Raw genomic sequence first — 22,981 nt, 5'->3', positions numbered from 1 at the left:
TGTATATCACATTTAATTTAATGTGATATATTTTTTAGTGTATATACCAATTAATGTATCCTATTTAATGTTTCTTGCACATAAAAAAACACATCACGCTCTAAAGTGCAATGTGTTTTTTATTTTACTACAACAAGACGCGGTCCATCTTGCTCTCTTTCTTTCATTATCTCATTTTGTTGTTTCTCTTGTCGTTTTACATGACTAGCAACATTTAATAATATACCCATCGCAATTAGATTAGCCAATAAAGAACTACCACCATAACTAATAAACGGTAAAGGTACTCCTGTAAGTGGTATTAATCCAGACATACCACCAACATTAACAAAAGTTTGTATCCCAATTAAACTTGCAATTCCGATTGCAATTAAACTTCCAAATGGATCTTTACATTTTTGCGCTACTCTAAACGAACGAATGATAATAAGTAGTAAACAGATTAAAATGATAGCTACACCTATAAAACCTAGTTCTTCAGATATAATCGCCATAATAAAATCCGTTTGCGGCTCTGGTAAGTAGCCATACTTTTGTATACTATTTCCCAATCCTCTACCATTTAACCCACCTGAAGCTATTCCAATAAAGGAATTAACTAATTGAAATCCATCATTTTGAGGATCACTAAATGGATCAAGAAAAACTGAAAATCGAGCTTTTTGGTATTTACTTAATTTATAGTCCCCAATAAAATACAACGCCGGTATCCACACGACAGATGTTAATAAAAATCTTTTTATCCACAAGTTAACATTAACTCCTGAACAGAAGAACATAATTAACACTGTTCCACCTATTAATATGTCAGTTCCTAAGTCATTTTGTAATAAAATTAACACCATCGATCCACCGACAACAAATAAGGGAGGTATTATCCCTTGGAAAAAAGGGGTTTGCCTCTCTTGTTTCTTAGCAAAAAAACTTGCTAACGTAATAATAACTGCTATTTTTACAAACTCAGCTGGTTGTATACCTAGTATCCATCCTTTTGCACCATTGATTACCTTACCGAAAAGGAAAGCTGCTGTTAGTAATCCAATACTCCCTAACCCCATCGCTGCAAGAACTATTTTTTTCCTCCACAATTTGTAAGGGATTATAACGGCAATCACAAGTATTACGGTTCCAATAGCAAGAGCAACTAATTGTTTTTTAAAAAAGTGATCTGCTGGCCAGTTATATTTCGACGAAATCGCGACAATGGAACTAGAACTATATACCATTATAACTCCCAACACACATAAGATAACAAGAGGAAGTAATAATGAATAATCCATTGATTTCCATACTCTTTTCATTTCATTTCCTCTTTCTGTTTCAATTTAATTATTGTTGTATTCCATATGTACATTGATTCTTCCTGCTTTATTATACAAATAAAAAGCCCAAACTATTTCAGTTTGAGCCCCCCTATTTGAACCCGTTATTGTTGTTTGTTCGTAAATGCTTCATGAAGTGCAGATAACTCACGTTCAAGCTCTCCTAACATTGCTTTCCCTTGTTCTTCTGCAATAAGACCAAGGCGAACTGCAAAATCGACCTCGCGGGATAGTCCAAACATTTGTGTGTCTAACACTTCTTCATATAATGGACATTGCGGCATTGTAAGATTGTCCATTTGCACCTTAATAAGTCTTAAAATCTTCTCCGCATCCGCTTGTAGAAGGGCTAGTGCCTTTTCCTGATGATTTGATACTGTCTCAGACGCCAAATTGATTCCCTCCGTTTCCGTCCTACTCTCTCCTATCTATTAATATTAGCGATAGTTTTAGTAAATTGCAATAGAAACATTTTTTGTGACAACCGTGTCTAATGCTATTATACTGAAAAGTGGGAGTATAACACAAATGGGGGAACAACAATGAGCGAAATTTTATTTATTAATGGAAAAGTTCGTTTTCCAATCACTATCGATCCAACTGTTTGGATCTTTGATGATCGAAAAGTAGATTTGACAACTTACTTTGATGAAACAAGAGAAAACACTTCAGAACTAGAAGCTTATTTAAAAAACACTTCAGAGCATTGGGATCGCGAAATCCGTGATGGTGCTGCGTTTCCACCGATACAACAAAGTGTAAAGAAATATAAAAAAGAACAACTAATTACTGGAACGTTCGGTATACCATTTCATCCATTTCTTGCTAACGCCGAAATTTCAGAGGACGCTACGCAAGTCGAAATTGAAACAGTAGATCAAACAATAATACTTCCATTAGAAACTGTAGAAAATGCTATTCTTGGTTTTTCAAAAGAAGGAAAGCCATTAAAAGAGGATGGACCTGTTCATCTATATTACAATGATGGATCTAATAGACAAAATCCAATCCGTAACATCCGTAAATTTACAATTATTTAAAGTGTATACTTGGAAGAAAAAGGAGTGAGCCTCAGCTCACTCCTTTTATAATAAATCCGCTGCAAGTTGAGCTAAATTAGACCGCTCCCCTTTAACAAACTTTACATGACCACTAATACGTTGCTCTTTAAACTTCTCTACAACATATGTTAAACCATTATTATATTCATCCAAATACGGGTGATCAATTTGCTGAGGATCCCCCATTAATACAATTTTACTTTTTTCTCCTACCCTTGTTAATATCGTTTTCACTTCATGCTTCGTTAAATTTTGTGCTTCATCAATTATAATGAACTGATCTGGAATACTTCTCCCACGTATATAGGTAAGGGCCTCTACTTCAATCGAACCCATTCCAGCTAAAATAGCATCTAACTCTCCTGGCTTTTTCGTATTAAATAAGTACTCTAGATTATCAAAAATCGGTTGCATCCATGGTCTTAACTTTTCTTCTTTTTCTCCTGGTAAATAACCGATATCTTTTCCGACTGGAACAATTGGCCTTGCAACGAGTAGTTTTTTATATAGTCCTAAATCTTCCGTTTGCATGAGTCCTGAAGCCAACGCGAGTAATGTTTTTCCTGTACCAGCTTTCCCCGTTAACGTTACTAGCGGAATATCTTCACGAAGCAACAATTCTAACCCCATAATTTGCTGCACATTTCGTGGTCGTATCCCCCATACTTGTTCATTGTGAAAAATAAGTTTCTTTACCTTCTTACCTAAATGATCCACAATGCCAAGTGCTGAACTAGATCCCCCTAATGCATCTTTCATTACTACAAACTGATTTGGATAAAAAGGGTGATTTGCAATTTCGGATAAAGGCAATTCACCTTTTTCATAAAAATAATCTAATTGCTCTTTTGATATATACCCTTCTAAAAATCCTGAATATATATTATCTACTTCAATTACACGATCACTTAAATAATCTTCCGCCTTCAAACCAATTGCATCAGCTTTTACCCTTACGAGCACGTCTTTACTTACTAAAATAACAGACTTCCCGTCCTCTTTTTCTTGTTCTTCTAAAGATAGATTTTTTGCTACAGCTAAAATTCGATTATCATTTGTTTTTTCTACAAAAATATCTTGTAGTTGAACAAATGAACGATGATTTAATTCAATACGAAATGTACCGCCGTTTTCTAACGGAATACTTTCATGCAGCTTTCCTATTTCACGAAATTTGTCTATTAACTTAGATACATAACGAGCGTTTCGTCCTACTTCATCCATATAACGTTTTTTCGAATCAACCTCTTCTAATACAACTGCTGGAATCACTACTTCATTTGTTTCAAATGAAAAAATAGATAAAGGATCCTGCAAAAGTACATTCGTATCTAACACATAAATTTTATCCAACCTGTTACCCCCTGACTCCACTTTTAAATTTGTAGAACAAGGGTTTCATCCATAAAATATGGACGAACCATTGTTATAATTATATGTACCGTATAAACGAGGTAGAATCGAAATTCATAACCATGAAACCTTTTATTTATTTTTTATTCATTTCTATTCAATATATTACTTTTAATTATAATTATTAACATAAAATCACAATAACTGATTACAAAAGTTAATAACTTATTTTCTTATTTATCACATTTATAATTCTTTTATTCCTACTAACACTTGGTTATCCAGCTTTTTCGCTGCGCGAATATCATATGTTTTTTCATAGGTTGGCTCAGTTGCAAGCTTCGCTCCATAAAACATAACATCACGTACTTCTTGTACATTTACTTCTATTACAGTTAATTTTAGAGGAATGCCTTCCATTCTATCAGTCAAAATTTCACCTGCACCACTTATGGAAAATACGGATTCATTCGCCATTATAGTCAATACTAGCCCAGTACTATGCCGTATATTTTCCACAATACGTGAACGTTGATCTACTGCAAATCGAATACTAGTTTTACTCACTGCATACACCCAAGAAATAGCACTTACGTTAGGAACTTGTTTTTCGAAGTCTGTTGTTGCTACCATAACAATACATTCTTTACGTAACGTTTGTACTAAATCATCTGTTAATGTAGGATCTACTACATTCGCCATATTTCCACCTCCAAATATACTTACTATATCCTTATCATAACTTATTTTTTGAATTGCGAAAATATTATTTTTTCCCGCTATTATTCAAAAATATTACACTTCCATGATATACTTATACTGATAGAATTCGTATTGAGGTGACGAAATGAGAGTCAAGTGTATGATTTGTGATAAAAAAGATATGTTAGATGATGAAAATCCTATGGCAAAAAAACTACGTAACCGCCCTATTCATACATATATGTGCATGGAATGTTCGGAACGAATTGCAGAACGTACGATGGAACGTCATGCAAGTGGTAATTTCCGATTATACCGTGATAAAAAAGTCGAAGACGATTGGTAAAATGTAAATAAGTCCTTAATCATATAGATAAGGACTTATTTATATTTTTCAGGTTCACGATTCATTTGATCCAAAAAACAATCAATAGCTTCTAACGGAAACCTTGCAGATTTTCTTTCTCCATTCATTTCATATGTAATCAAATACATTTCTTCATTCTTTTTAACTTCCACATTCTTTAATTTATGTTCTTCATATATCATATTTTCAAATAACAAATACGTTTCTTGTGCAGCACGATCATCTGGACGTGCTTCGGCAACTGTTTTAATTGTTAACCAATTATATAACGCATCTTGTACTGAACGCATAAAAATTTGCCCCCTCACCCTGCTTTTTGTTGTCTCGCTTGACGTAAACGCAACCTATAAATCCCAAGTACAATTGCCGCTACAACAAGGCCCTCTCCAACAGGTAAAAAAACTGCAAAGAAAGTTAAAACTGTACATCCAATCGCTAACGATATATATATCACTATATTTTTTATTATTGATAGTTTTCTTGCAAAACCTAAATTATACACAAGTGCACTTAATATAATAATGATGCCATACAGCAACCACATCCCTAGTTCCGGATTTTCATCAACTTTACATAATTTCGCAAAAAACGACATTCTTTCTAACATCATTCATCCCCCTTTCTCACAAGAAACAAATTTTATTTATGTACTTAATACAAGAGTAACCCGCAAAAAAAATACTGTCCACAAAAAAGAGTAAATATTCCAAAAATAAATACAATAAAAAACAGCCACCCCTCAAAGGTAGCTGTTCTATTATTTTACGCTTCTACAGATTTCTTTTTCTTAGCAGCTCTTTCGCGCTCGCTCTTATCAAGAATCTTTTTACGTAGACGAATTGATTCTGGAGTTACTTCACAGAACTCGTCATCGTTTAAGTACTCTAATGACTCTTCTAAAGTCATTAAGCGTGGTTTTTTCATTGTTGAAGTTTGATCTTTCGTCGCAGAACGAATATTAGTTTGTTGTTTCATTTTTACAACGTTAACTGTTAAGTCATTCTCACGAGTATGTTCTCCAACAATCATACCAGCATATACTTCTGTACCTGGTTCAACGAAGATTACACCACGGTCTTCAACTTGCATAATACCGTATTGTGATGCTTTTCCTGTTTCAAGTGAAACTAGAACACCTTGGCGACGTCCACCAACTTGTCCAGCGTGTACTGGTTGGTAGCAATCGAATGTATGGTTTAAAATACCGTAACCACGAGTTAATGTTAAGAATTCTGTTGTGTAACCAATTAAACCACGTGCTGGAACCATGAAAGTAAGGCGAACTTGACCGTTTCCGTTATTCACCATATCTAACATTTCACCTTTACGTGCACCCATAGATTCCATAATAGAACCAGTGTATTCTTCAGGTACATCGATTTGCACGCGCTCTACAGGCTCACATCTTACGCCATCAACTTCTTTAATAATTACTTCAGGCTTAGATACTTGTAGTTCATAACCTTCACGACGCATGTTTTCAATTAGGATAGATAAATGTAATTCCCCGCGTCCAGATACGATCCACGCATCAGGAGAATCTGTATTATCTACACGTAAACTTACATCTGTTTCTAATTGTGAACGAAGACGCTCTTCAATTTTACGAGATGTAATGAATTTACCTTCACGACCTGCAAATGGGCTGTTATTTACAAGGAATGTCATTTGTAGTGTTGGCTCATCAATACGTAATAATGGTAAAGCCTCTTCATGCTCAACCGGACATACCGTTTCACCTACGTTAATGTCTTCCATACCCGAAACAGCTACTAAATCTCCAGCTTTTGCTTCTTCAATTTCTTGACGTTTTAATCCAATGTAACCAAATAATTTCGTTACACGGAATTGTTTTACAGTTCCATCAACTTTCATTAATGCAACTTGTTGTCCTACTTTCATTGTACCACGGAATACGCGTCCAACCCCGATACGACCAACATAGTCATTGTAATCAAGAAGTGCTACTTGGAATTGAAGTGGCTCTTCGCTGTTATCAACTGGTGCTGGAATATGTTCAATAATTGTGTCAAACAATGATTTCATATTCTCTTCTTGATTTGCTGGATTTGAATCTAAGCTTGCTGTTCCGTTCATTGCTGATGCAAATACAACTGGGAACTCTAATTGATCTTCGTTTGCACCAAGTTCGATGAATAAGTCAACTACTTCATCAACTACTTCATCAGGGCGAGCGAAGTCACGGTCAATTTTGTTTACAACAACGATTGGAGTTAAGTTTTGCTCAAGAGCTTTCTTTAAAACAAATCGTGTTTGTGGCATACAACCTTCATATGCATCAACAACAAGTAGAACACCATCAACCATTTTCATGATACGTTCTACTTCTCCACCGAAGTCAGCGTGACCAGGTGTATCTAAAATGTTAATTCTTTTATCTTCATAGTGAATCGCAGTATTCTTCGCTAAAATTGTAATACCACGTTCTCTTTCTAGATCGTTTGAGTCCATTGCGCGTTCTTCAATATGTTCATTCGCACGGAACGTCCCCGCTTGACGTAATAACTGGTCAACAAGTGTTGTTTTACCATGGTCAACGTGGGCAATAATTGCTATATTTCGTAAATCTTGTCGTTTTTTCAACATGTCCAACTCCTAATGTCTTTTTAATCCTTCTCTATTATAAGAGCGAAGGGGATACAATGGCAATCAAAATAAAATCAAGAATGAAAATATAGTTGTATTCTTACTTTTGTGAAAGTAAAATGAGATTGGAGGGTGAAGAAATGGAACACATTCAATATCGCTTTTTATTAACTGCAATTATCGGTGTTATTTTCTTAATCGGTATCGGCATTATGGTTGCTGAAAATAGTCCCATCGGTATTATTATTTGCATTATCGGCACATTTGTTACAGTTGGATACGGTTTTGTAACAAAAAGAAAAATGCGTAAATCGAAATAACGTCAAAAAGTAAGAAGCGCTTATACAGCCTCTTACTTTTTTTGTTACTCCGCTATAAATCGTAACAACTCTTCATACACTCCTGGTTTTGCAACTAATACGCTGCTCTTCTCTACGATAGAAAGCGGGGATCCAGAAAAAGTTGTCACCTTGCCTCCAACTTCCTCTACAATTATCTGTCCCCCACCAAAATCCCATGGTGATAATCTCGGCGTTACATATGCATCTATTCTTCCTGTTGCAACGTATACCATCTCTAACGCTGCACAGCCATATGATCTCGTGCCTCTTGCTTTCTTAACCAGCGCCATCATACTTTCCTTATTAAGCATTGGATTGTCGGTAAGCCATATCGCATTTAAAGCTACAATACCTTGCTCTACAGTTCCTTTTTCCAATAAAGGTATTGGTACTTCATTACAAAATGCTCCAGCTCCCTTTACCGAATGGTATAATTCATCATGAACTGGATCATAAATGAGTCCAACCTTTCCGATACCGTTCTCATAAATTCCAATTGAAATTGCGAAATTTCTTTTTTGATGAACAAAGTTCATCGTGCCATCAATTGGATCAATTAACCAAACAACCCCATCAGAAGAAGTTACCTCATCTCCATAACCTTCTTCTCCTAAAATATTATGGTTCGGGAATGTTTCTTTAATTTTCCCAATTAAAAACTGTTCTATTTCTCGGTCCATATTTGTTACTAAATCAGCTGCATTGGATTTCGTTTCTATAATAAGTGCTTTTTCCATTGATGCCTTTAAAAACTCTCCTGCATCTCGAATCCACTGTTTGGCGTGTGCATCGATGTCTTTCCATACTTCTTGCATGTTTAAACACTCCGATCTATACTGTTCACAGAAAAAACGAACCCTTTATAAGGTTCGCACCAACTAATTTTTTATACATATACTATTATTACGCTTCTAAACGAATCATTTCAAGTCTTAACACTTCTAACTTTTGTACACACTCTTCTTTTTTCAGTTTATCATTTTCCATCATCGCATCATATAAAGTTGCTAATTCATAATCTAGCTCCAAACGTAGCACCGGTATTCTCTTTTCAGCATCTGTTCTCTTTAACGCATTAATCACCTGTCTCATATTATTTGCCTCCTCCCAATATTCGTCTGCCCTCGGACTGTAATTGATTCAATTTTCTGATTTTTTGTTTTATACTATACTATGTTGGATAAATCATCTATGCAACAAAATTATATTTTTTTATTTAAATTTTTTTGTGCTGTTTTTTTTATGAATAGTACAAGCTATGCTAAAATAAAAGCAAAATAGGAGTTGGAGGAACAATCATGACACTACAAACATTCAAGTCAACTGATTTTGAGGTCTTTACAGTTGATGGTCTCGAAGAACGAATGAGTGCAATTAAAACGAACATTCATCCTAAGCTTGAAGCTTTAGGGGAACAGTTTGCAACGTATTTATCCAAACAAACTGATGAGAACTTTTTTTATCATGTAGCAAAACATGCACGCCGCAAAGTCAATCCACCAAACGATACTTGGGTTGCTTTTTCAACAAATAAACGCGGTTATAAAATGCTGCCACATTTCCAAATTGGATTATGGGGTACTCATGCCTTCATATACTTTGGTTTAATCTATGAGTGTCCACAAAAAGTGGAGACGGCTCACGCCTTCTTAGAACATTTAAATGATTTAAAAACAAATATTCCAAATGACTTCGTTTGGTCCATTGACCATACTAAACCAAGTGTAAAATTACATAAAACACTTGAAACAGAAGACTTACAAAAGATGATTGAACGTCTAGCTACTGTGAAAAAAGCAGAATTATTAGTTGGTATTCATATATCACCAGAGGAGTTTTCAGCAATGACCAACGAACAATTCCTTGCTAAGATTGAATCTACGATGCAATCACTCCTTCCTTTATATGCACTTTGTAATCGATAGTAGAAAACGGACAATTTATATTGTCCGTTTTTAGTTGTTATCACATTATATCACTTCAGTTTTCATTTTTCAAAATTTTTTTACATTTTCACAAGCTTTTGTTCTTCAGTTTCTTTCGCCCTTTGAATCGCACGGTATATAGAATATCCACTTACTTCTTGAAACTCTTTATCAATTTTCTTCTCTTCTGCTTTAGATGGAACAATCTCTTTAAAACGACGATATAATCCCATTAATTCTTCTCTTATAATTCCTTTTTCATATGCTTTCTCAATTGCTTCATAAAACTTCACAATTACAACCATTTCCTCATTTGACCAATTATAATCTAACGGATATTGATATTCCATTTCGCACCTCATTTATCATTTCTTCTTATTTCAATATGCTATCTTAAAGGGATTTTTTTCTTCTTCACTATAGCCACTTTGCATTATACACTATTTATTCATTGTGATGGAATTGTCTTCCTCTATAAGTTAATTGGAAATAACTATTTAACATACTCACTGTAAAAATATTTTTTTCTATACATCTATAATTATTGGTGATATAATGCTTTTGTTTTATAGAAAATAAAGTGAACCTACCATCTCAAAAATGCTTTTGTGATTGGCAGAAAAACAAGTCTCATTCTAAAAAGCACTTAACTTTTTTAGAACAAGATTATATAAAACAAACTCTAATAAATATTATGAAAAAGAAGGGGTGTATAGATTGTCCCAATACGAAACACCATTGTTTACCGCTTTAGTTGAGCACAGTAAGCGAAATCCAATTCAATTCCATATTCCTGGTCACAAAAAAGGACAGGGCATGGATCCTACATTTCGCGAATTTATTGGGCATAATGCATTAGCAATTGATTTAATTAATATTGCGCCGCTCGATGATTTACATCATCCAAAAGGTATGATTAAAGAAGCACAAGATTTAGCAGCCGCTGCATTTGGTGCAGATCATACTTTCTTTTCTATTCAAGGTACAAGTGGTGCAATAATGACAATGGTGATGAGCGTGTGCGGTCCTGGTGACAAAATCCTAGTGCCACGAAACGTGCATAAATCAGTAATGTCAGCTATTATTTTCTCAGGTGCAAAACCGATTTTCATGCATCCTGAAATCGATCCAAAACTTGGTATTTCACACGGAATCACAATTCAATCTGTCAAAAAGGCACTTGAAGAGCATTCAGATGCGAAAGGCTTACTTGTTATTAATCCAACATACTTTGGCTTTGCTGCGGACTTAGAACAGATTGTCCAATTAGCCCATTCTTATGATATCCCTGTACTAGTTGATGAGGCTCATGGTGTTCATATTCATTTTCACGATGAATTGCCGATGTCAGCGATGCAAGCCGGTGCAGATATGGCAGCAACAAGTGTTCACAAATTAGGAGGATCTTTAACGCAAAGTTCTATTCTTAACGTGAAGGAAGGCCTTGTGAACGTTAAACATGTTCAATCTATTATTAGCATGCTTACGACTACATCAACTTCTTACATCTTGTTAGCATCCCTAGATGTTGCTAGAAAACGTCTTGCTACAGAAGGAACAGCACTCATAGAACAAACAATTCAATTAGCGGAACAAGTTCGTGATGCTATTAATGCTGTTGAGGATCTTTACTGTCCTGGGAAAGAAATGCTAGGTACAGATGCTACTTTTAACTACGATCCTACAAAGATAATTGTATCTGTAAAAGATTTAGGTATTACAGGCCATCAGGCTGAAGTATGGCTTAGAGAGCAATATAACATTGAAGTAGAACTCTCGGATTTATACAACATACTATGTCTTGTCACTTTTGGGGATACAGAAAGTGAGACAAATACACTTATTGCAGCATTACAAGATTTAGCAGCAACATTTAGAAATAAAGCCGATAAAGGTGTTCAAATACAAGTAGAAATTCCAGAAATACCAGTGCTAGCACTTTCTCCTCGAGATGCTTTTTATTCGGAAACAGAAGTCATTCCGTTTGAAAATGCAGCAGGTCGTATTATAGCTGATTTCGTTATGGTTTATCCGCCAGGGATTCCAATCTTTACTCCGGGGGAAATTATTACACAAGATAACTTAGAGTATATTCGTAAAAACTTAGAAGCGGGTTTACCTGTACAAGGTCCTGAAGATATGACATTACAAACATTACGTGTGATTAAAGAGTACAAGCCTATCAGTTGATAGGCTTTTCTTTCACCTTTTTTCTCTTTTCCCATACGATATTAAGTAATGTAACGTATAGGTGGGGATACTATTATGATTGTAATAGGCCGTTCTATTGTACATCCTTATATCACAAATGAATATGAGCCATTTGCAGCTGAGAAACAACAAATTTTATCGATAATGGCAGGAAATCAAGAAATTTATTCCTTCCGAACATCTGATGAACTCAGCTTTGATCTAAATTTGCGAGTGAATATTATTACTTCTGCATTAGAACTTTTTCAAAGTGGATTTCAGTTTCGCACATTTCAACAATCCTTTTGCAACCCCCAGTATTGGAAAAGAACACCACTTGGAGGATTCGAGCTACTACCAAACATACCCCCTTCCATTGCCATACAAGATATTTTCAAAAACGGAAAACTATATGGAACTGAATGCGCCACCGCTATGATCATTATTTTTTACAAAGCTTTACTATCATTATATGAGGAAGAAACTTTCAACCGTCTCTTTGCAAACCTTTTACTTTATACGTGGGACTACGATCAAGATTTAAAGCTCATAACAAAAACGGGTGGCGATCTTGTTCCAGGTGATCTCGTTTATTTTAAAAATCCACAAGTGAATCCAGCTACGATCGAGTGGCAAGGAGAAAATACAATCTATCTAGGAAATTTCTTTTTTTACGGACATGGCGTAGGTGTAAAAACAAAAGAGGAAATTATATACTCATTAAATGAACGACGAGTCCCTTACGCTTTTATTTCAGCTTTCTTGACCGATACTATTACCCGTATTGATAGCCGTCTCATGAGCCACTACGCCTCTCCTAGCACTCCACAGACATCGATAGGATTTATTCCGATTAGAGATGATGCAATCGTTGCAACAGTTGGCCATACAACTACAATTTATTAAAAAAAGCGCCTACATATGTAGGCGCTTCTTCTTATTTAAGCTTTTGTATGTTCTTTATGGTCACATTCGCAATGAGATCCACATTTTCCGTATAGTACTGTTGATTTTTCATCTTCAAAATGTCCGATTGTTCCTTCACATACTTGGCATACGATTGTTCCCACTTTTCATTTCCCCCTGAGTTTTAATAATAATCTACTTATTTATAATTAAGCTTTCGCCTTGTCTCTATTAGCACAGTCACAATTTGTACCACATTTTCCGTAAAGCACTGTCGTTTTTTCATCTTCAAAATGTCCGATTGTTCCTTCACATACTTGGCATACGATTGTTCCCATTTTTCATTTCCCCCTAAGTTTATGGTCCTAAAAACTTTTAGCTGTCCATTTCCTATCAATTATTGGGCTTTTGTATGCTCTGTGTGATCACATCCGCAAGATCCACATTTCCCGTAAAGTACCGTTACTTTCTCATCCTCGAAGTGTGCAATTGTACCTTCACAATCTTGACATACGATCGTTCCCATTTTTCATTTCCCCCTAAGTTTATAATCCCAAAAACTTTTGTAACCGCTTAACTTTCTGTCTTTATTTTAATATGTTATACTTTTTACGTCAATAGGTTTTTAGTATAACACATTAAATATTTTTAATTTAAATTAGTATGCGATATTCGAACAAAAAAACAGCCATATTTATACGTACGACTGTTTTACATTAATTATTCTTCATATTCCGCATGCAAAGAAGTAGATGGGACTAAAAATTTAAAAAACTGAGCTAACTCTGCTGCTTCCTCTTCTGACCCTAATTTAAAAACTTCCTGTATATGTTGCACATTCTCTACATCATCTCTTCCAAGTAAAGTAGACCTTCCTGTTTGCATACAAACAATGAGCAGCTTTCCAAAAAACATATTTGTATAAATAACACCAAAATCATAACGAGTATCATGTGTCATAAACCCCAAAAATCGTACCTTCACACTTTCATGCTCATCATACAATTTTTCAAACATCGGTTTCCACCTTTCTACATCACCTTTCATTAGTATATTAAACAAAAAAAGGAATACTCCTTTTAATTGTCAAAAAATTCAGTAGGATGTAGAATGATAGTATTCTACTAAGTTAGGAGGAACTTATATGCAACATGCCTTTATTACGCTTGTACCTAAATCCAATCAACAAACTGTTTCAACAGATGATATAAAACAACTTTTTCAGTACTATAAAACAGTTACTTCCAAAACTGGTGTTCAAATTAATTACGCTTATACAAATACCGCTTTTCCTTATGAAATTTTAGATACATCAGCAACAACATTAAAACTACAAGCTACTCACGATCGATATGACTCCATATATGTTGGTGTTGGTATAGAAAAGGAACAATCTTTTATTCAGATTTCTTTACCACCTAATGCAACATTCGGTGATAAAGGAAAAGCAAATGAATTTTGCCGTTTTCTAGCGAAGAAATTAGAAGGAGAATTACAATTATTTAATGGAAGAACAATGTATTTCTATAAGCGTTAATTTAAAAACAAAAATAAATGATTAGAAAGATCATACTATTTGTGCAAGTAAGAAGCATCGCTTTTCTCCTTGCACTTAGTATGACATACGCTATTACATACGCTAAGTACAAAAATATAAGAAAAAGAAAAATTTTATAATGAAGTTTATCACGACTTGACAATAATAACACTACTGAAAATCCACTCCATAAAACTAGATGAAAAAATGAAGCTAGTGTAATTTTCATAGCGTTACCTCCTTTTTCTTCCTATTATATGCTTCAGCTCTTCCCTCTTAACATTTTGAAGGTAGACTTTTCCAAATCCCACCTAATTCATCGTTGTATTTTTCTTTTTCAAATTCTCCAACTATTCTAATGCGAATATTCCTCGTTTTTAACAATACATTCTCTCATATCTCCTATAAGATAGATTATTCATTCATCGCATGGCATACTCCTTAAAGAGAAAAGATAGAAAGGATTTAATGATACATGGTATTTAGCAATTTGTTTTTCTTATGCTTTTTTTACCTGCAATTCTTTTCGTGTACTACTCAGTACGGAAAGAATTACAAAACATAGTTCTTCTATTATTTAGTTTATTATTTTATGCTTGGGGAGAACCAATATATGTCTTCCTAATGCTTTTTTCTATTTTCATCAACTATTGGTTCGAAATATGGCTTAATAAAGACCGACTGTCTAGTACAAATAGAAAAGTTATTCTGACTATAGCAATCGTTGTCAATACTGCTATACGCGGATATTTTAAATACGCTAATTTCTTAGTAAATAATATAAATGGCATTTTTCATACAAACATTGTACTAGAAAAAATCCCCTTACAATTGGGATTTCATTTTTCACTTTCCATGCAATGAGTTATATTATTGACATTTATAAGAAAAAAGTAGAAGCTCAGCGAAATCTATTTGACCTTGCACTATACTTTACTATTTTCCCACAATTAATAGCAGGACCCATTGTTCGATATAATACAATCGCTTTTCAATTACATGTTAGAACAGTTACTGCTGATAAGTTTTCAGAAGGAATTCGTCATTTTATCATTGGATTAGGAAAGAAGGTTTTAATTGCGAATCAATTAGGAGCTATTGCCGATGAAATATTTGCGATGGATCCAGCAACAATGAGCGTATCCACTTGGAAAATCTATCGTAATCTCTTCATTGTATGGGCGTTAACCGGATTTTGGCATGGAGCTAGTTGGACATTTATGATTTTGGGGTATTTATTACGGATGTTTAATCGCTTTAGAAAAGGCTGGTTTCGAAAAATTATTACAAAAATTATGTTGGCCGATTCAACACGTATACGTTATGTTTTTAGTGATTATTGGTTGGGTGTTCTTCCGCGCTGATAATTTTAGCTACTGTTCTAAATTTTCACAAGCAATGTTCGGATTAAATAGATCGTTGACTGACATTACGAGTTATTTCTATGTGATGAATTATTGGTTAATCTTTAATACTTGCTATTATTACATCCGCTCCATTTTTCTCTTGGATCAAGAATCAATTAGCAAATAAAAAGGTAGTCATTTTATCTCCACTTTATTACTTGAGTGTCTTAATCATAACTATGATGTATTTAACGAATGCAACTTACAATCCATTTATTTACTTCCGCTTCTAAAGGAGGGCTAACTATGAAAAATTTCACTAAAGGAATTTACTCATGAACAATTAGAAGATCTATACTTTAAGACCGATCATCATTGGAATATGAAAGGTGCATTTTATGCATACGAGCAAACAATGAAGCACATTGCTAATGAATCTAAAACATTTAAAGGTAATGCTGTTAATCGAGATGATTATAAAATAACTATAGAAAAACCGAATGGACACTTTATCGGTAGTTGGAATAAACAACTGTATAATTTAATAGAAACACCTGAAACAATCCCATATGTACAATTAAAGCAAAACCCAAATATGTGGGATAATTACACTGTATATCTCGGTCCAAAATCAGAAGAATCAATGAAAATGCCGATGAAGGAATTCTTTGCAGTGGACAAAAATAAGCTTTCACCAGACTATAGTTTCGTTTACAAAACAGACTATGCACAGATAAATATTTTAAATCCAGATGCAAAAACCAAACTACATGCTGTCATTATTAAAGATTCTTATGCAGATGCAACTTATCCTTTATTTGCACAAGAGTTTGAACAAACAACATTTATTGATCCACGATTTGCGGCAAGCAAAAATGTAAAACAAGAACTCGAAAAACTAAATGCTGATATCGTGTTATTCCTTTATAATGACACTAGTACAAATAAAAAATGTATCAATTTGAAAATAAAGAATAAAAAAAACGTCTTCTAAATTTAGAAGACGTTTTTTTATAATTATTTTACAATGTGAATTGGCATTCCAAGAGCAACTTCAGCTGCTTCCATTGTGATCTCACCTAATGTTGGGTGAGCGTGGATTGTTTGAGCGATATCTTCTGCTGTCATTCCAGCTTCGATAGCTAAACCAATCTCAGAGATAATATCAGAAGCGCCTGCACCTGCAACTTGAGCACCTACAAGAAGACCATCTTCTTTACGTGTTACAAGTTGTAGGAAACCGTCAGTGCTGTTTAATGATAATGCACGACCGTTAGCAGCGAATGGGAACTTAGATACAGCTACTGTCATTCCTGCTTCTTCAGCTTGTTTCTTAGTGTAACCAACAGATGCTAATTCAGGATCAGTGAAGCATACTGCAGGAATTCCGATATAATCGATTGCTGATGCATGGCCACTAATTGCTTCAACAGCTACTTTACCTTCGTAAGAAGCTTTGTGAGCTAATGGTGGTCCAGGAACGATATCACCGATTGCATAGATGTTTGATACGTTTGTACGACATTGCTCATCGATTTCGATGATGCCGCGGTCAGTCATTTTAACTCCAACTTGCTCAAGACCAATTTCTTGAGTGTTTGGACGACGACCTACAGTTACTAATACGTAATCTGCTTCTACAGTTTGGATTTCACCTTTAACTTCAAAGCTAACTTTTACGCCAGTTTCTGTTTCTTCAACGCCTTTAGCCATAGCTTTTGTATGGATATTTACGTTACCTTTCTTTTGAAGAGCACGTTTAACAACAGAGCTCATAGCTTTTTCGAAACCAGCTAAGATTTCGTCGCCAGCTTCTACTACAGTAACTTCTGTACCGAAGTTAGCATATGCAGTTCCTAATTCCATACCGATGTAACCGCCGCCGATTACAACAAGTTTTTTAGGAATTTCAGGTAAGCTTAAAGCACCTGTAGAGTTGATAACACGTTTAGAGTATTTGAATCCTGGAATTTCGATTGGTGTAGAACCAGTTGCAAGAACAGCATTTTTAAACGTATACGTTTGTGCTGCATCTTCAGTCATTACGCGTAATGTGTTAGCATCTACGAAGTAAGCTTCACCGCGAATGATTTCAACTTTGTTACCTTTAAGAAGGCCTTCAACACCGCCAGTTAATTTCTTAACTACGCCGTTTTTCCATTCTTGAACTTTTGTAAAGTCAACTTTTACGTTCTCTGCAGTGATACCCATGTCATCAGAATGCATTGCATTCTCATAACGATGACCTGCATTGATTAACGCTTTTGAAGGAATACATCCAACGTTTAAGCATACGCCACCAAGGTTAGCTTTTTCGATAATTGCTACCTTTTGACCTAATTGTGCTGCACGAATTGCCGCAACGTATCCACCAGGACCTGCACCAACAACGACTGTATCTAATTCAATTGGGAAATCTCCTACTACCATTGTTATTACGCCTCCATTACTAATAATTGTGGGTCATTCAATAGACGTTTAATTTGGTTTAATGCTTTTTGAGCAGTTGCGCCGTCAATTAAACGATGGTCAAAGCTTAGAGATAATGCTAATACTGGAGCTGCAACGATTTCACCGTTTTTCACAACTGGCTTCTCAGCGATACGGCCGATACCAAGGATTGCTACTTCTGGGTGATTGATAACTGGAGTGAACCATTGTCCACCTGCAGAACCAATGTTTGTGATTGTGCAAGAAGCACCTTTCATTTCAGCCGGAGCTAAACGACCATCACGTGCTTTACCAGCAAGATCATTGATCTCGTTAGAAATAGTGAAGATAGACTTGCGATCTGTATCTTTAACAACTGGTACTAATAGACCTTTGTCTGTATCAGCTGCGATACCGATGTTGAAGTAATGTTTATGAACTACTTCTTGAGAAGCATCATCTAAAGAAGTGTTTAACATTGGGTATTCACGTAATGCAGATGTTAAAGCTTTAACAACGTATGGAAGGTAAGTTAATTTAATACCTTTGTCAGCTGCAACAGCTTTGAACTTCTTACGGTGAGCAACAAGTTCTGTTACATCTACTTCATCCATTAATGTTACGTGAGGAGCTGTATGCTTAGAGTTAACCATTGCTTTAGCAATCGCTTTACGGATACCACTCATTTTCTCACGAGTTTCTGGATATTCACCAGCTGGGATTGGTTGTGCTTTTGGTGCTTCTTCTTTCGCTGCTGCTGGAGTAGCTTCTACTGCTGCTGGAGCCTCAGTTGCTGCTACTGCTTGTCCACCATTTGCAAATGCATCGATGTCAGCTTTTACGATACGGCCGTTCTTACCAGAACCAGCTACTTTATGAATGTCTACGCCGTTCTCACGAGCATATTTACGAACAGATGGCATAGCGATTACGCGCTCATTTACTACTTCTGCAGTTGCTGCTGGAGTAGCTTCCGCTGCTGGAGTAGCTTCTACTGCTGCTTCTTCAGCTTTTGGAGCTGCATCATGATCGTCACCTTTAAATTTAAGGTTTTCGTATCCAGGAGCATCAAATTTAATTAATGTATCTCCTACAATTGCAACTGTTCCTTCTTCTACAAGTACTTCAAGTACTTTACCTTTAACAGGAGAAGGGATTTCTACTACTGCTTTATCATTTTGTACTTCAAGAAGTACATCGTCTTCGTTTACTTCATCGCCTGGTTTAATAAACCATTTTACGATTTCACCTTCGTGGATACCTTCACCGATATCTGGTAGTTTAAATTCAAATGCCACGGAATTCAGCCCCCTGATTCATTTCATTATTATGGAATATGTACAAAAGAAACCAGCATGTGCTGATTTCTTTTGCACATGAAAAGCTAAAAATTAGAAGTTCATTACTTTGTTAACAGCTTCAACAATATCTTTATGGTTTGGTAACCATACGCTCTCAGCTTGAGAGAATGGGAATACTGTATCAGCAGCTGCAACACGTACAACTGGAGCTTCTAAGTTTAAGATTGCACGGTCGTTAATTTCCGCTACAACGTTAGCTGCAATACCAGCTTGTTTTTGTGCTTCTTGAACTACAACTACGCGGCCTGTTTTTTCAACAGAAGCGATGATTGTTTCGATATCTAATGGTTGAACTGTACGTAAGTCAACTACCTCTAAAGAGATACCTTCTTTTTCAAGTTCTTCAGCAGCTTTTAATGCAGCATGAACCATAGCACCGTAAGCGATAACAGATACATCTGTACCTTCACGTTTGATATCAGCTTTACCTAAATCAATTGTGTAATCGCCTTCTGGTACATCTTGACGGAATGAACGGTACAATTTCATATGCTCTAAGTAGATAACTGGATCGTTGTCACGAATCGCAGAGATTAAAAGACCTTTTGCATCGTATGGAGTAGATGGAATAACAACTTTTAGACCAGGTTGTTGAGCCACTAATCCTTCTAAGCTATCAGCATGTAGTTCAGGAGTATGAACACCGCCACCGAATGGAGAACGAATTGTTACTGGAGCAGTCCAACGTCCACCAGAACGGTAACGCATACGAGCTAATTGACCAGAAACTGAATCCATTACTTCATAAATGAAACCGAAGAATTGGATTTCTGGAACTGGACGGAAGCCTTCTAATGCAAGTCCAACTGCAAGTCCACCAATACCAGACTCTGCAAGTGGAGTATCCATTACACGATCTTCACCGAATTCAGCTTGTAAACCTTCAGTAGCACGGAATACACCGCCGTTTACACCAACGTCTTCACCAAACACAAGTACGTTAGGGTCATTTTTCATTTCAACGCGTAAAGCATCAGTGATTGCTTGAATCATTGTCATTTGAGCCATGGCTTACTTCGACTCCTTTTCTTTGTAAATTTCATATTGTTCAGCTAAGTTGTAAGGCATTTTTTCGTACATGATTTCCATTAAATCAGTAACTTTTTGTTTTGGAGCTTGGTCAGCCTTAGCAATTGCTTGTTTGATATCTTCTTTTGCTTCTTCGATTACTTTCTCTTCAACTTCTTGAGACCATAGGCCTTTGTTTTCTAAGAATGCACGGAAGCGTACGATTGGATCTTTTTGTTCCCATTCGTTCTCGATATCTTTTGTACGGTAACGAGTTGGGTCATCACCAGCCATTGTATGTGGACCGTAACGGAATGTTAAAGTCTCGATTAAAGTAGGGCCTTCTCCGTTTACTGCACGCTCACGAGCGAAAGCAGTTGCTGCGTATACAGCTAATGGATCCATACCGTCTACTTGAATTCCGTAAATACCTGCTGCTACTGCTTTTTGTGCTACAGTTTTAGCTGCAGATTGCTTTTCTACTGGAGTAGAGATTGCATAACGGTTGTTTTGTACAACGAAGATTGCTGGAGCTTTGAATGCACCCGCAAAGTTCATACCTTCGTAGAAGTCACCTTGTGAAGCACCACCGTCACCAGTGTAAGTAATTGCAACAGATTTTTTCCCACGTAGTTTCATACCTAACGCAACACCAGCAGTTTGGATGATTTGCGCACCGATAATGATTTGTGGAGCAAGTGCATTTACATTCTCAGGCATTTGGTTACCCATGAAATGTCCACGAGAGAATAAGAATGCTTGGTATAATGGTAAACCGTGCCATACTAATTGTGGCACATCACGATATCCTGGTAAGATGAAATCTTCTGCTTCAAGTGCGAAATGACTTGCTAATTGAGAAGCCTCTTGTCCAGCTGTTGGTGCGTAGAAACCTAAACGTCCTTGACGGTTTAAAGAAATAGAACGTTGATCTAGTACGCGAGTATACACCATACGGCGCATTAATTCTTTTAATTGATCATCAGATAATTCAGGCATAGCCGCTTCATTCACAACTTCGCCTTTTTCATTTAAAATTTGTAATGTCTCAAATTGAGCTGCGATAGCTTTCATTTGCTCATCAACATTAAATAGGGTCTTTTTTGTTTTAGTACCCATTCCGTTCACCTCTTCCTCTCTTGAACCATATTCTGAAACGCTTTCACTATCTATTAGCTAGACTGAAAACGCAACAATGTAAACCAACAAATTTATCTGTCGGTTGAGAATAATTTTGTGTACCTAACAATCTGTACTAATGTTTTTTCAGAAACATATTAATACAATCTTGATCACGTTTTTTAGTTTACAACTATTCTAATTACGATGTCAATTACTTTGGATACGTTTTTTTATAAATAATCTGCAGGTTTCTTCTACACAAACGTGTTTTTATTTTTCACATCTGTATTAGTAAGCATTAACCTACTGTTATATTATTCCCTTTTCAACTTATTTTTTCTCTTAGAATAATATGTAAACGATTTAATTCTCTTTAGTTTTTCTCTCTTCTTAGCAAAAATATACAAACTCTTCTTCCTTTTATAGGTAATTACCCATACATTTCTATCCTTCCCTCCATACATTATAGTAACCGCAGTGTTAGCGGGAAATGATAAAGGAGGTCATCTCATGTACGGATACTCATATTGCTATCCAACTTGTTCAAATCCATCCTACGGTTATGGCGGTTCTTGTGGCGGGTCTGGACGCGGCTTCGCCTTAATCGTTGTGTTGTTTATTCTTTTAATTATCGTTGGTGCTGCTTGCATTCGCTAATGTAAAATGAAACAACTATGGAAAGAAACAGACGGCTTTGCCGTCTTTTCTTTTTATTACATACATAAATATTCTATAGTAAAACACTTTCCAAAGTGCTTCCCTACTTGTCGATGACTTTTTCCACCTCCTTTGGTAGACTAAAGAAGAAAGGAGAGATTACATATGCTTACAATGAAAGATGTAATTCGCGAAGGAGATTCTATTTTGCGAAACGTTGCAGAAGAGGTATCAATGCCGGCGAGCGAAGAAGATACAACTACCCTTAAAGAAATGATTGAATTTGTAATAAATAGCCAAGATCCTGAAATGGCTGAAAAATATAGTTTGCGCCCTGGAATCGGATTAGCGGCTCCACAAATCGGTATTTCGAAGAAAATGATTGCGGTTCATGTAACTGATACGGACGGTACGTTATATAGTCATGCATTATTCAACCCAAAAATCATTAGTCATTCTGTTGAACGTACATATTTACAAAGTGGAGAAGGCTGTCTATCAGTAGACCGCGAAGTACCTGGTTATGTCCCTCGTTACACAAGAATTACAGTGAAAGCAACATCTATCAACGGCGAAGAAGTAAAATTACGTTTAAAAGGTTTACCAGCAATCGTATTTCAGCATGAGATTGACCATTTAAATGGTGTTATGTTCTATGATCACATTAATAAAGAAAATCCATTTGCTGCTCCTGACGATTCAAAACCTTTAGAGCGATAATAAAAAAAGGCGGAAGTTAATCTTCC

At 35.7% G+C, this 22,981-nt stretch carries 28 protein-coding genes and 2 pseudogenes; 11 read left to right on the top strand and 19 right to left on the bottom strand.

All coding sequences use genetic code 11. From position 1 onward, the window contains the following. Nucleotides 1-119 precede the first annotated feature (119 nt). Both ftsW and JDS99_RS04395 read right to left on the bottom strand, forming a co-directional pair. On the bottom strand, nt 120-1,301 hold the full coding sequence (gene ftsW / locus JDS99_RS04400; protein WP_147787103.1) for a putative lipid II flippase FtsW: 1,182 nt from the start codon (nt 1,299-1,301) through the stop codon (nt 120-122). A gap of 125 nt (nt 1,302-1,426) precedes the next feature. Beyond that, on the bottom strand, nt 1,427-1,714 hold the full coding sequence (locus tag JDS99_RS04395; protein ID WP_000135698.1) for an Fpa/YlaN family protein: 288 nt from the start codon (nt 1,712-1,714) through the stop codon (nt 1,427-1,429). A gap of 150 nt (nt 1,715-1,864) precedes the next feature. Between JDS99_RS04395 and JDS99_RS04390 the strand changes: the two genes are divergently transcribed. Next, nucleotides 1,865-2,362 carry a molybdopterin-binding protein gene (locus tag JDS99_RS04390; RefSeq protein WP_088123318.1) on the top strand — a complete coding sequence of 166 codons (498 nt, stop codon included), beginning with the start codon at nt 1,865-1,867 and terminating at the stop codon, nt 2,360-2,362. A gap of 45 nt (nt 2,363-2,407) precedes the next feature. Here the strand turns inward: JDS99_RS04390 and JDS99_RS04385 are convergent, their stop codons facing one another. Both JDS99_RS04385 and JDS99_RS04380 read right to left on the bottom strand, forming a co-directional pair. Continuing rightward, the gene (locus JDS99_RS04385) at nt 2,408-3,736 is read right to left on the bottom strand and encodes a PhoH family protein (protein ID WP_000358079.1); all 1,329 of its coding nucleotides are present in this window, start codon (nt 3,734-3,736) and stop codon (nt 2,408-2,410) included. A 246-nt stretch (nt 3,737-3,982) separates the two neighbouring features. Next, complete coding sequence (locus JDS99_RS04380) at nt 3,983-4,438, bottom strand: PNPOx family protein (RefSeq protein WP_000024571.1); 456 nt, start codon at nt 4,436-4,438, stop codon at nt 3,983-3,985. A 145-nt stretch (nt 4,439-4,583) separates the two neighbouring features. Here JDS99_RS04380 and JDS99_RS04375 point away from each other — a divergent pair, with 145 nt between their 5' ends. Beyond that, a complete protein-coding gene (locus JDS99_RS04375) occupies nt 4,584-4,784 on the top strand; it encodes a YlaI family protein (RefSeq protein ID WP_001995040.1) in 201 nt (66 codons plus the stop codon). A gap of 35 nt (nt 4,785-4,819) precedes the next feature. On the opposite strand, the gene JDS99_RS04370 is transcribed toward JDS99_RS04375, so the two are convergent. The 3 genes from JDS99_RS04370 to typA form a co-directional block, all read right to left on the bottom strand. Continuing rightward, nucleotides 4,820-5,095, bottom strand: a complete 276-nt coding sequence (locus JDS99_RS04370) for a hypothetical protein (RefSeq protein ID WP_046956451.1) — start codon at nt 5,093-5,095, stop codon at nt 4,820-4,822. A 14-nt stretch (nt 5,096-5,109) separates the two neighbouring features. Beyond that, a complete protein-coding gene (locus tag JDS99_RS04365) occupies nt 5,110-5,412 on the bottom strand; it encodes a YlaH-like family protein (protein ID WP_000893656.1) in 303 nt (100 codons plus the stop codon). A gap of 155 nt (nt 5,413-5,567) precedes the next feature. Continuing rightward, nucleotides 5,568-7,412, bottom strand: coding sequence for a translational GTPase TypA (typA, locus tag JDS99_RS04360; RefSeq protein WP_000914755.1), 1,845 nt, complete (start codon nt 7,410-7,412; stop codon nt 5,568-5,570). Between the two features lie 140 nt (nt 7,413-7,552). On the opposite strand from typA, the gene JDS99_RS04355 reads away from it, so the two are divergent. Further along, complete coding sequence (locus JDS99_RS04355) at nt 7,553-7,732, top strand: DUF5325 family protein (protein WP_000400128.1); 180 nt, start codon at nt 7,553-7,555, stop codon at nt 7,730-7,732. 44 nt (nt 7,733-7,776) lie between these two features. On the opposite strand, the gene JDS99_RS04350 is transcribed toward JDS99_RS04355, so the two are convergent. Further along, nucleotides 7,777-8,568, bottom strand: coding sequence for an inositol monophosphatase family protein (locus JDS99_RS04350; protein WP_098230329.1), 792 nt, complete (start codon nt 8,566-8,568; stop codon nt 7,777-7,779). Between the two features lie 88 nt (nt 8,569-8,656). Beyond that, the gene (locus tag JDS99_RS04345) at nt 8,657-8,845 is read right to left on the bottom strand and encodes a hypothetical protein (protein WP_001250166.1); all 189 of its coding nucleotides are present in this window, start codon (nt 8,843-8,845) and stop codon (nt 8,657-8,659) included. A 206-nt stretch (nt 8,846-9,051) separates the two neighbouring features. Between JDS99_RS04345 and JDS99_RS04340 the strand changes: the two genes are divergently transcribed. After that, the gene (locus JDS99_RS04340; RefSeq protein ID WP_000175087.1) at nt 9,052-9,678 is read left to right on the top strand and encodes a YktB family protein; all 627 of its coding nucleotides are present in this window, start codon (nt 9,052-9,054) and stop codon (nt 9,676-9,678) included. A gap of 80 nt (nt 9,679-9,758) precedes the next feature. On the opposite strand, the gene JDS99_RS04335 is transcribed toward JDS99_RS04340, so the two are convergent. Then, nucleotides 9,759-10,028, bottom strand: a complete 270-nt coding sequence (locus JDS99_RS04335; protein WP_000456567.1) for a UPF0223 family protein — start codon at nt 10,026-10,028, stop codon at nt 9,759-9,761. 367 nt (nt 10,029-10,395) lie between these two features. On the opposite strand from JDS99_RS04335, the gene speA reads away from it, so the two are divergent. Both speA and JDS99_RS04325 read left to right on the top strand, forming a co-directional pair. Further along, entirely contained in the window at nt 10,396-11,868 is a 1,473-nt protein-coding gene (gene speA, locus JDS99_RS04330; protein ID WP_000084901.1) for an arginine decarboxylase, read from the top strand. A 75-nt stretch (nt 11,869-11,943) separates the two neighbouring features. After that, entirely contained in the window at nt 11,944-12,774 is an 831-nt protein-coding gene (locus JDS99_RS04325) for a protein-glutamine gamma-glutamyltransferase (RefSeq protein ID WP_000635322.1), read from the top strand. 35 nt (nt 12,775-12,809) lie between these two features. On the opposite strand, the gene JDS99_RS04320 is transcribed toward JDS99_RS04325, so the two are convergent. From JDS99_RS04320 to JDS99_RS04305, 4 genes are all read right to left on the bottom strand, one after another. Further along, on the bottom strand, nt 12,810-12,938 hold the full coding sequence (locus JDS99_RS04320; RefSeq protein WP_000536796.1) for a GapA-binding peptide SR1P: 129 nt from the start codon (nt 12,936-12,938) through the stop codon (nt 12,810-12,812). Between the two features lie 45 nt (nt 12,939-12,983). Further along, nucleotides 12,984-13,112 carry a GapA-binding peptide SR1P gene (locus tag JDS99_RS04315; protein WP_000536801.1) on the bottom strand — a complete coding sequence of 43 codons (129 nt, stop codon included), beginning with the start codon at nt 13,110-13,112 and terminating at the stop codon, nt 12,984-12,986. A 59-nt stretch (nt 13,113-13,171) separates the two neighbouring features. Beyond that, on the bottom strand, nt 13,172-13,300 hold the full coding sequence (locus JDS99_RS04310) for a GapA-binding peptide SR1P (RefSeq protein WP_000536778.1): 129 nt from the start codon (nt 13,298-13,300) through the stop codon (nt 13,172-13,174). Between the two features lie 194 nt (nt 13,301-13,494). After that, the gene (locus JDS99_RS04305; RefSeq protein WP_088064496.1) at nt 13,495-13,791 is read right to left on the bottom strand and encodes a DUF3055 domain-containing protein; all 297 of its coding nucleotides are present in this window, start codon (nt 13,789-13,791) and stop codon (nt 13,495-13,497) included. Between the two features lie 127 nt (nt 13,792-13,918). Here JDS99_RS04305 and JDS99_RS04300 point away from each other — a divergent pair, with 127 nt between their 5' ends. Continuing rightward, a complete protein-coding gene (locus JDS99_RS04300) occupies nt 13,919-14,311 on the top strand; it encodes a DUF1885 family protein (RefSeq protein WP_001163318.1) in 393 nt (130 codons plus the stop codon). 1 nt (nt 14,312) lies between these two features. Here the strand turns inward: JDS99_RS04300 and JDS99_RS04295 are convergent, their stop codons facing one another. Continuing rightward, nucleotides 14,313-14,540, bottom strand: coding sequence for a hypothetical protein (locus tag JDS99_RS04295; protein ID WP_048546134.1), 228 nt, complete (start codon nt 14,538-14,540; stop codon nt 14,313-14,315). A 246-nt stretch (nt 14,541-14,786) separates the two neighbouring features. Between JDS99_RS04295 and JDS99_RS04290 the strand changes: the two are divergent. Together JDS99_RS04290 and JDS99_RS04285 are read left to right on the top strand one after the other, a co-directional pair. After that, nucleotides 14,787-15,950 (top strand): annotated as a pseudogene (locus JDS99_RS04290) (MBOAT family O-acyltransferase). Nucleotides 15,951-15,979: 29 nt separating this feature from the next. Beyond that, nucleotides 15,980-16,635 (top strand): annotated as a pseudogene (locus JDS99_RS04285) (DHHW family protein); the annotation flags it as partial. Between the two features lie 39 nt (nt 16,636-16,674). Here JDS99_RS04285 and lpdA read toward each other — a convergent pair. From lpdA to pdhA, 4 genes are all read right to left on the bottom strand, one after another. Beyond that, nucleotides 16,675-18,087: a dihydrolipoyl dehydrogenase gene (gene lpdA, locus JDS99_RS04280; RefSeq protein ID WP_000260106.1), complete on the bottom strand. Its 1,413-nt coding sequence runs from the start codon at nt 18,085-18,087 to the stop codon at nt 16,675-16,677. 5 nt (nt 18,088-18,092) lie between these two features. Next, a complete protein-coding gene (pdhC, locus tag JDS99_RS04275) occupies nt 18,093-19,385 on the bottom strand; it encodes a pyruvate dehydrogenase complex dihydrolipoyllysine-residue acetyltransferase (RefSeq protein ID WP_199694596.1) in 1,293 nt (430 codons plus the stop codon). Nucleotides 19,386-19,478: 93 nt separating this feature from the next. Further along, nucleotides 19,479-20,456, bottom strand: coding sequence for a pyruvate dehydrogenase complex E1 component subunit beta (gene pdhB, locus JDS99_RS04270; protein WP_000068162.1), 978 nt, complete (start codon nt 20,454-20,456; stop codon nt 19,479-19,481). Nucleotides 20,457-20,459: 3 nt separating this feature from the next. After that, complete coding sequence (gene pdhA / locus JDS99_RS04265; protein WP_000536893.1) at nt 20,460-21,575, bottom strand: pyruvate dehydrogenase E1 component subunit alpha; 1,116 nt, start codon at nt 21,573-21,575, stop codon at nt 20,460-20,462. Between the two features lie 513 nt (nt 21,576-22,088). Here pdhA and JDS99_RS04260 point away from each other — a divergent pair. Continuing rightward, nucleotides 22,089-22,235 carry a YjcZ family sporulation protein gene (locus JDS99_RS04260; RefSeq protein WP_000274561.1) on the top strand — a complete coding sequence of 49 codons (147 nt, stop codon included), beginning with the start codon at nt 22,089-22,091 and terminating at the stop codon, nt 22,233-22,235. A gap of 165 nt (nt 22,236-22,400) precedes the next feature. Then, nucleotides 22,401-22,955: a peptide deformylase gene (gene def, locus JDS99_RS04255; RefSeq protein ID WP_076539891.1), complete on the top strand. Its 555-nt coding sequence runs from the start codon at nt 22,401-22,403 to the stop codon at nt 22,953-22,955. Nucleotides 22,956-22,981: the final 26 nt, after the last annotated feature.

It is taken from the genome of Bacillus cereus group sp. N6 (genome assembly GCF_016483705.1).
GTDB lineage: Bacteria > Bacillota > Bacilli > Bacillales > Bacillaceae_G > Bacillus_A > Bacillus_A wiedmannii.
This window is presented reverse-complemented; position numbering and strand designations above follow the sequence as displayed.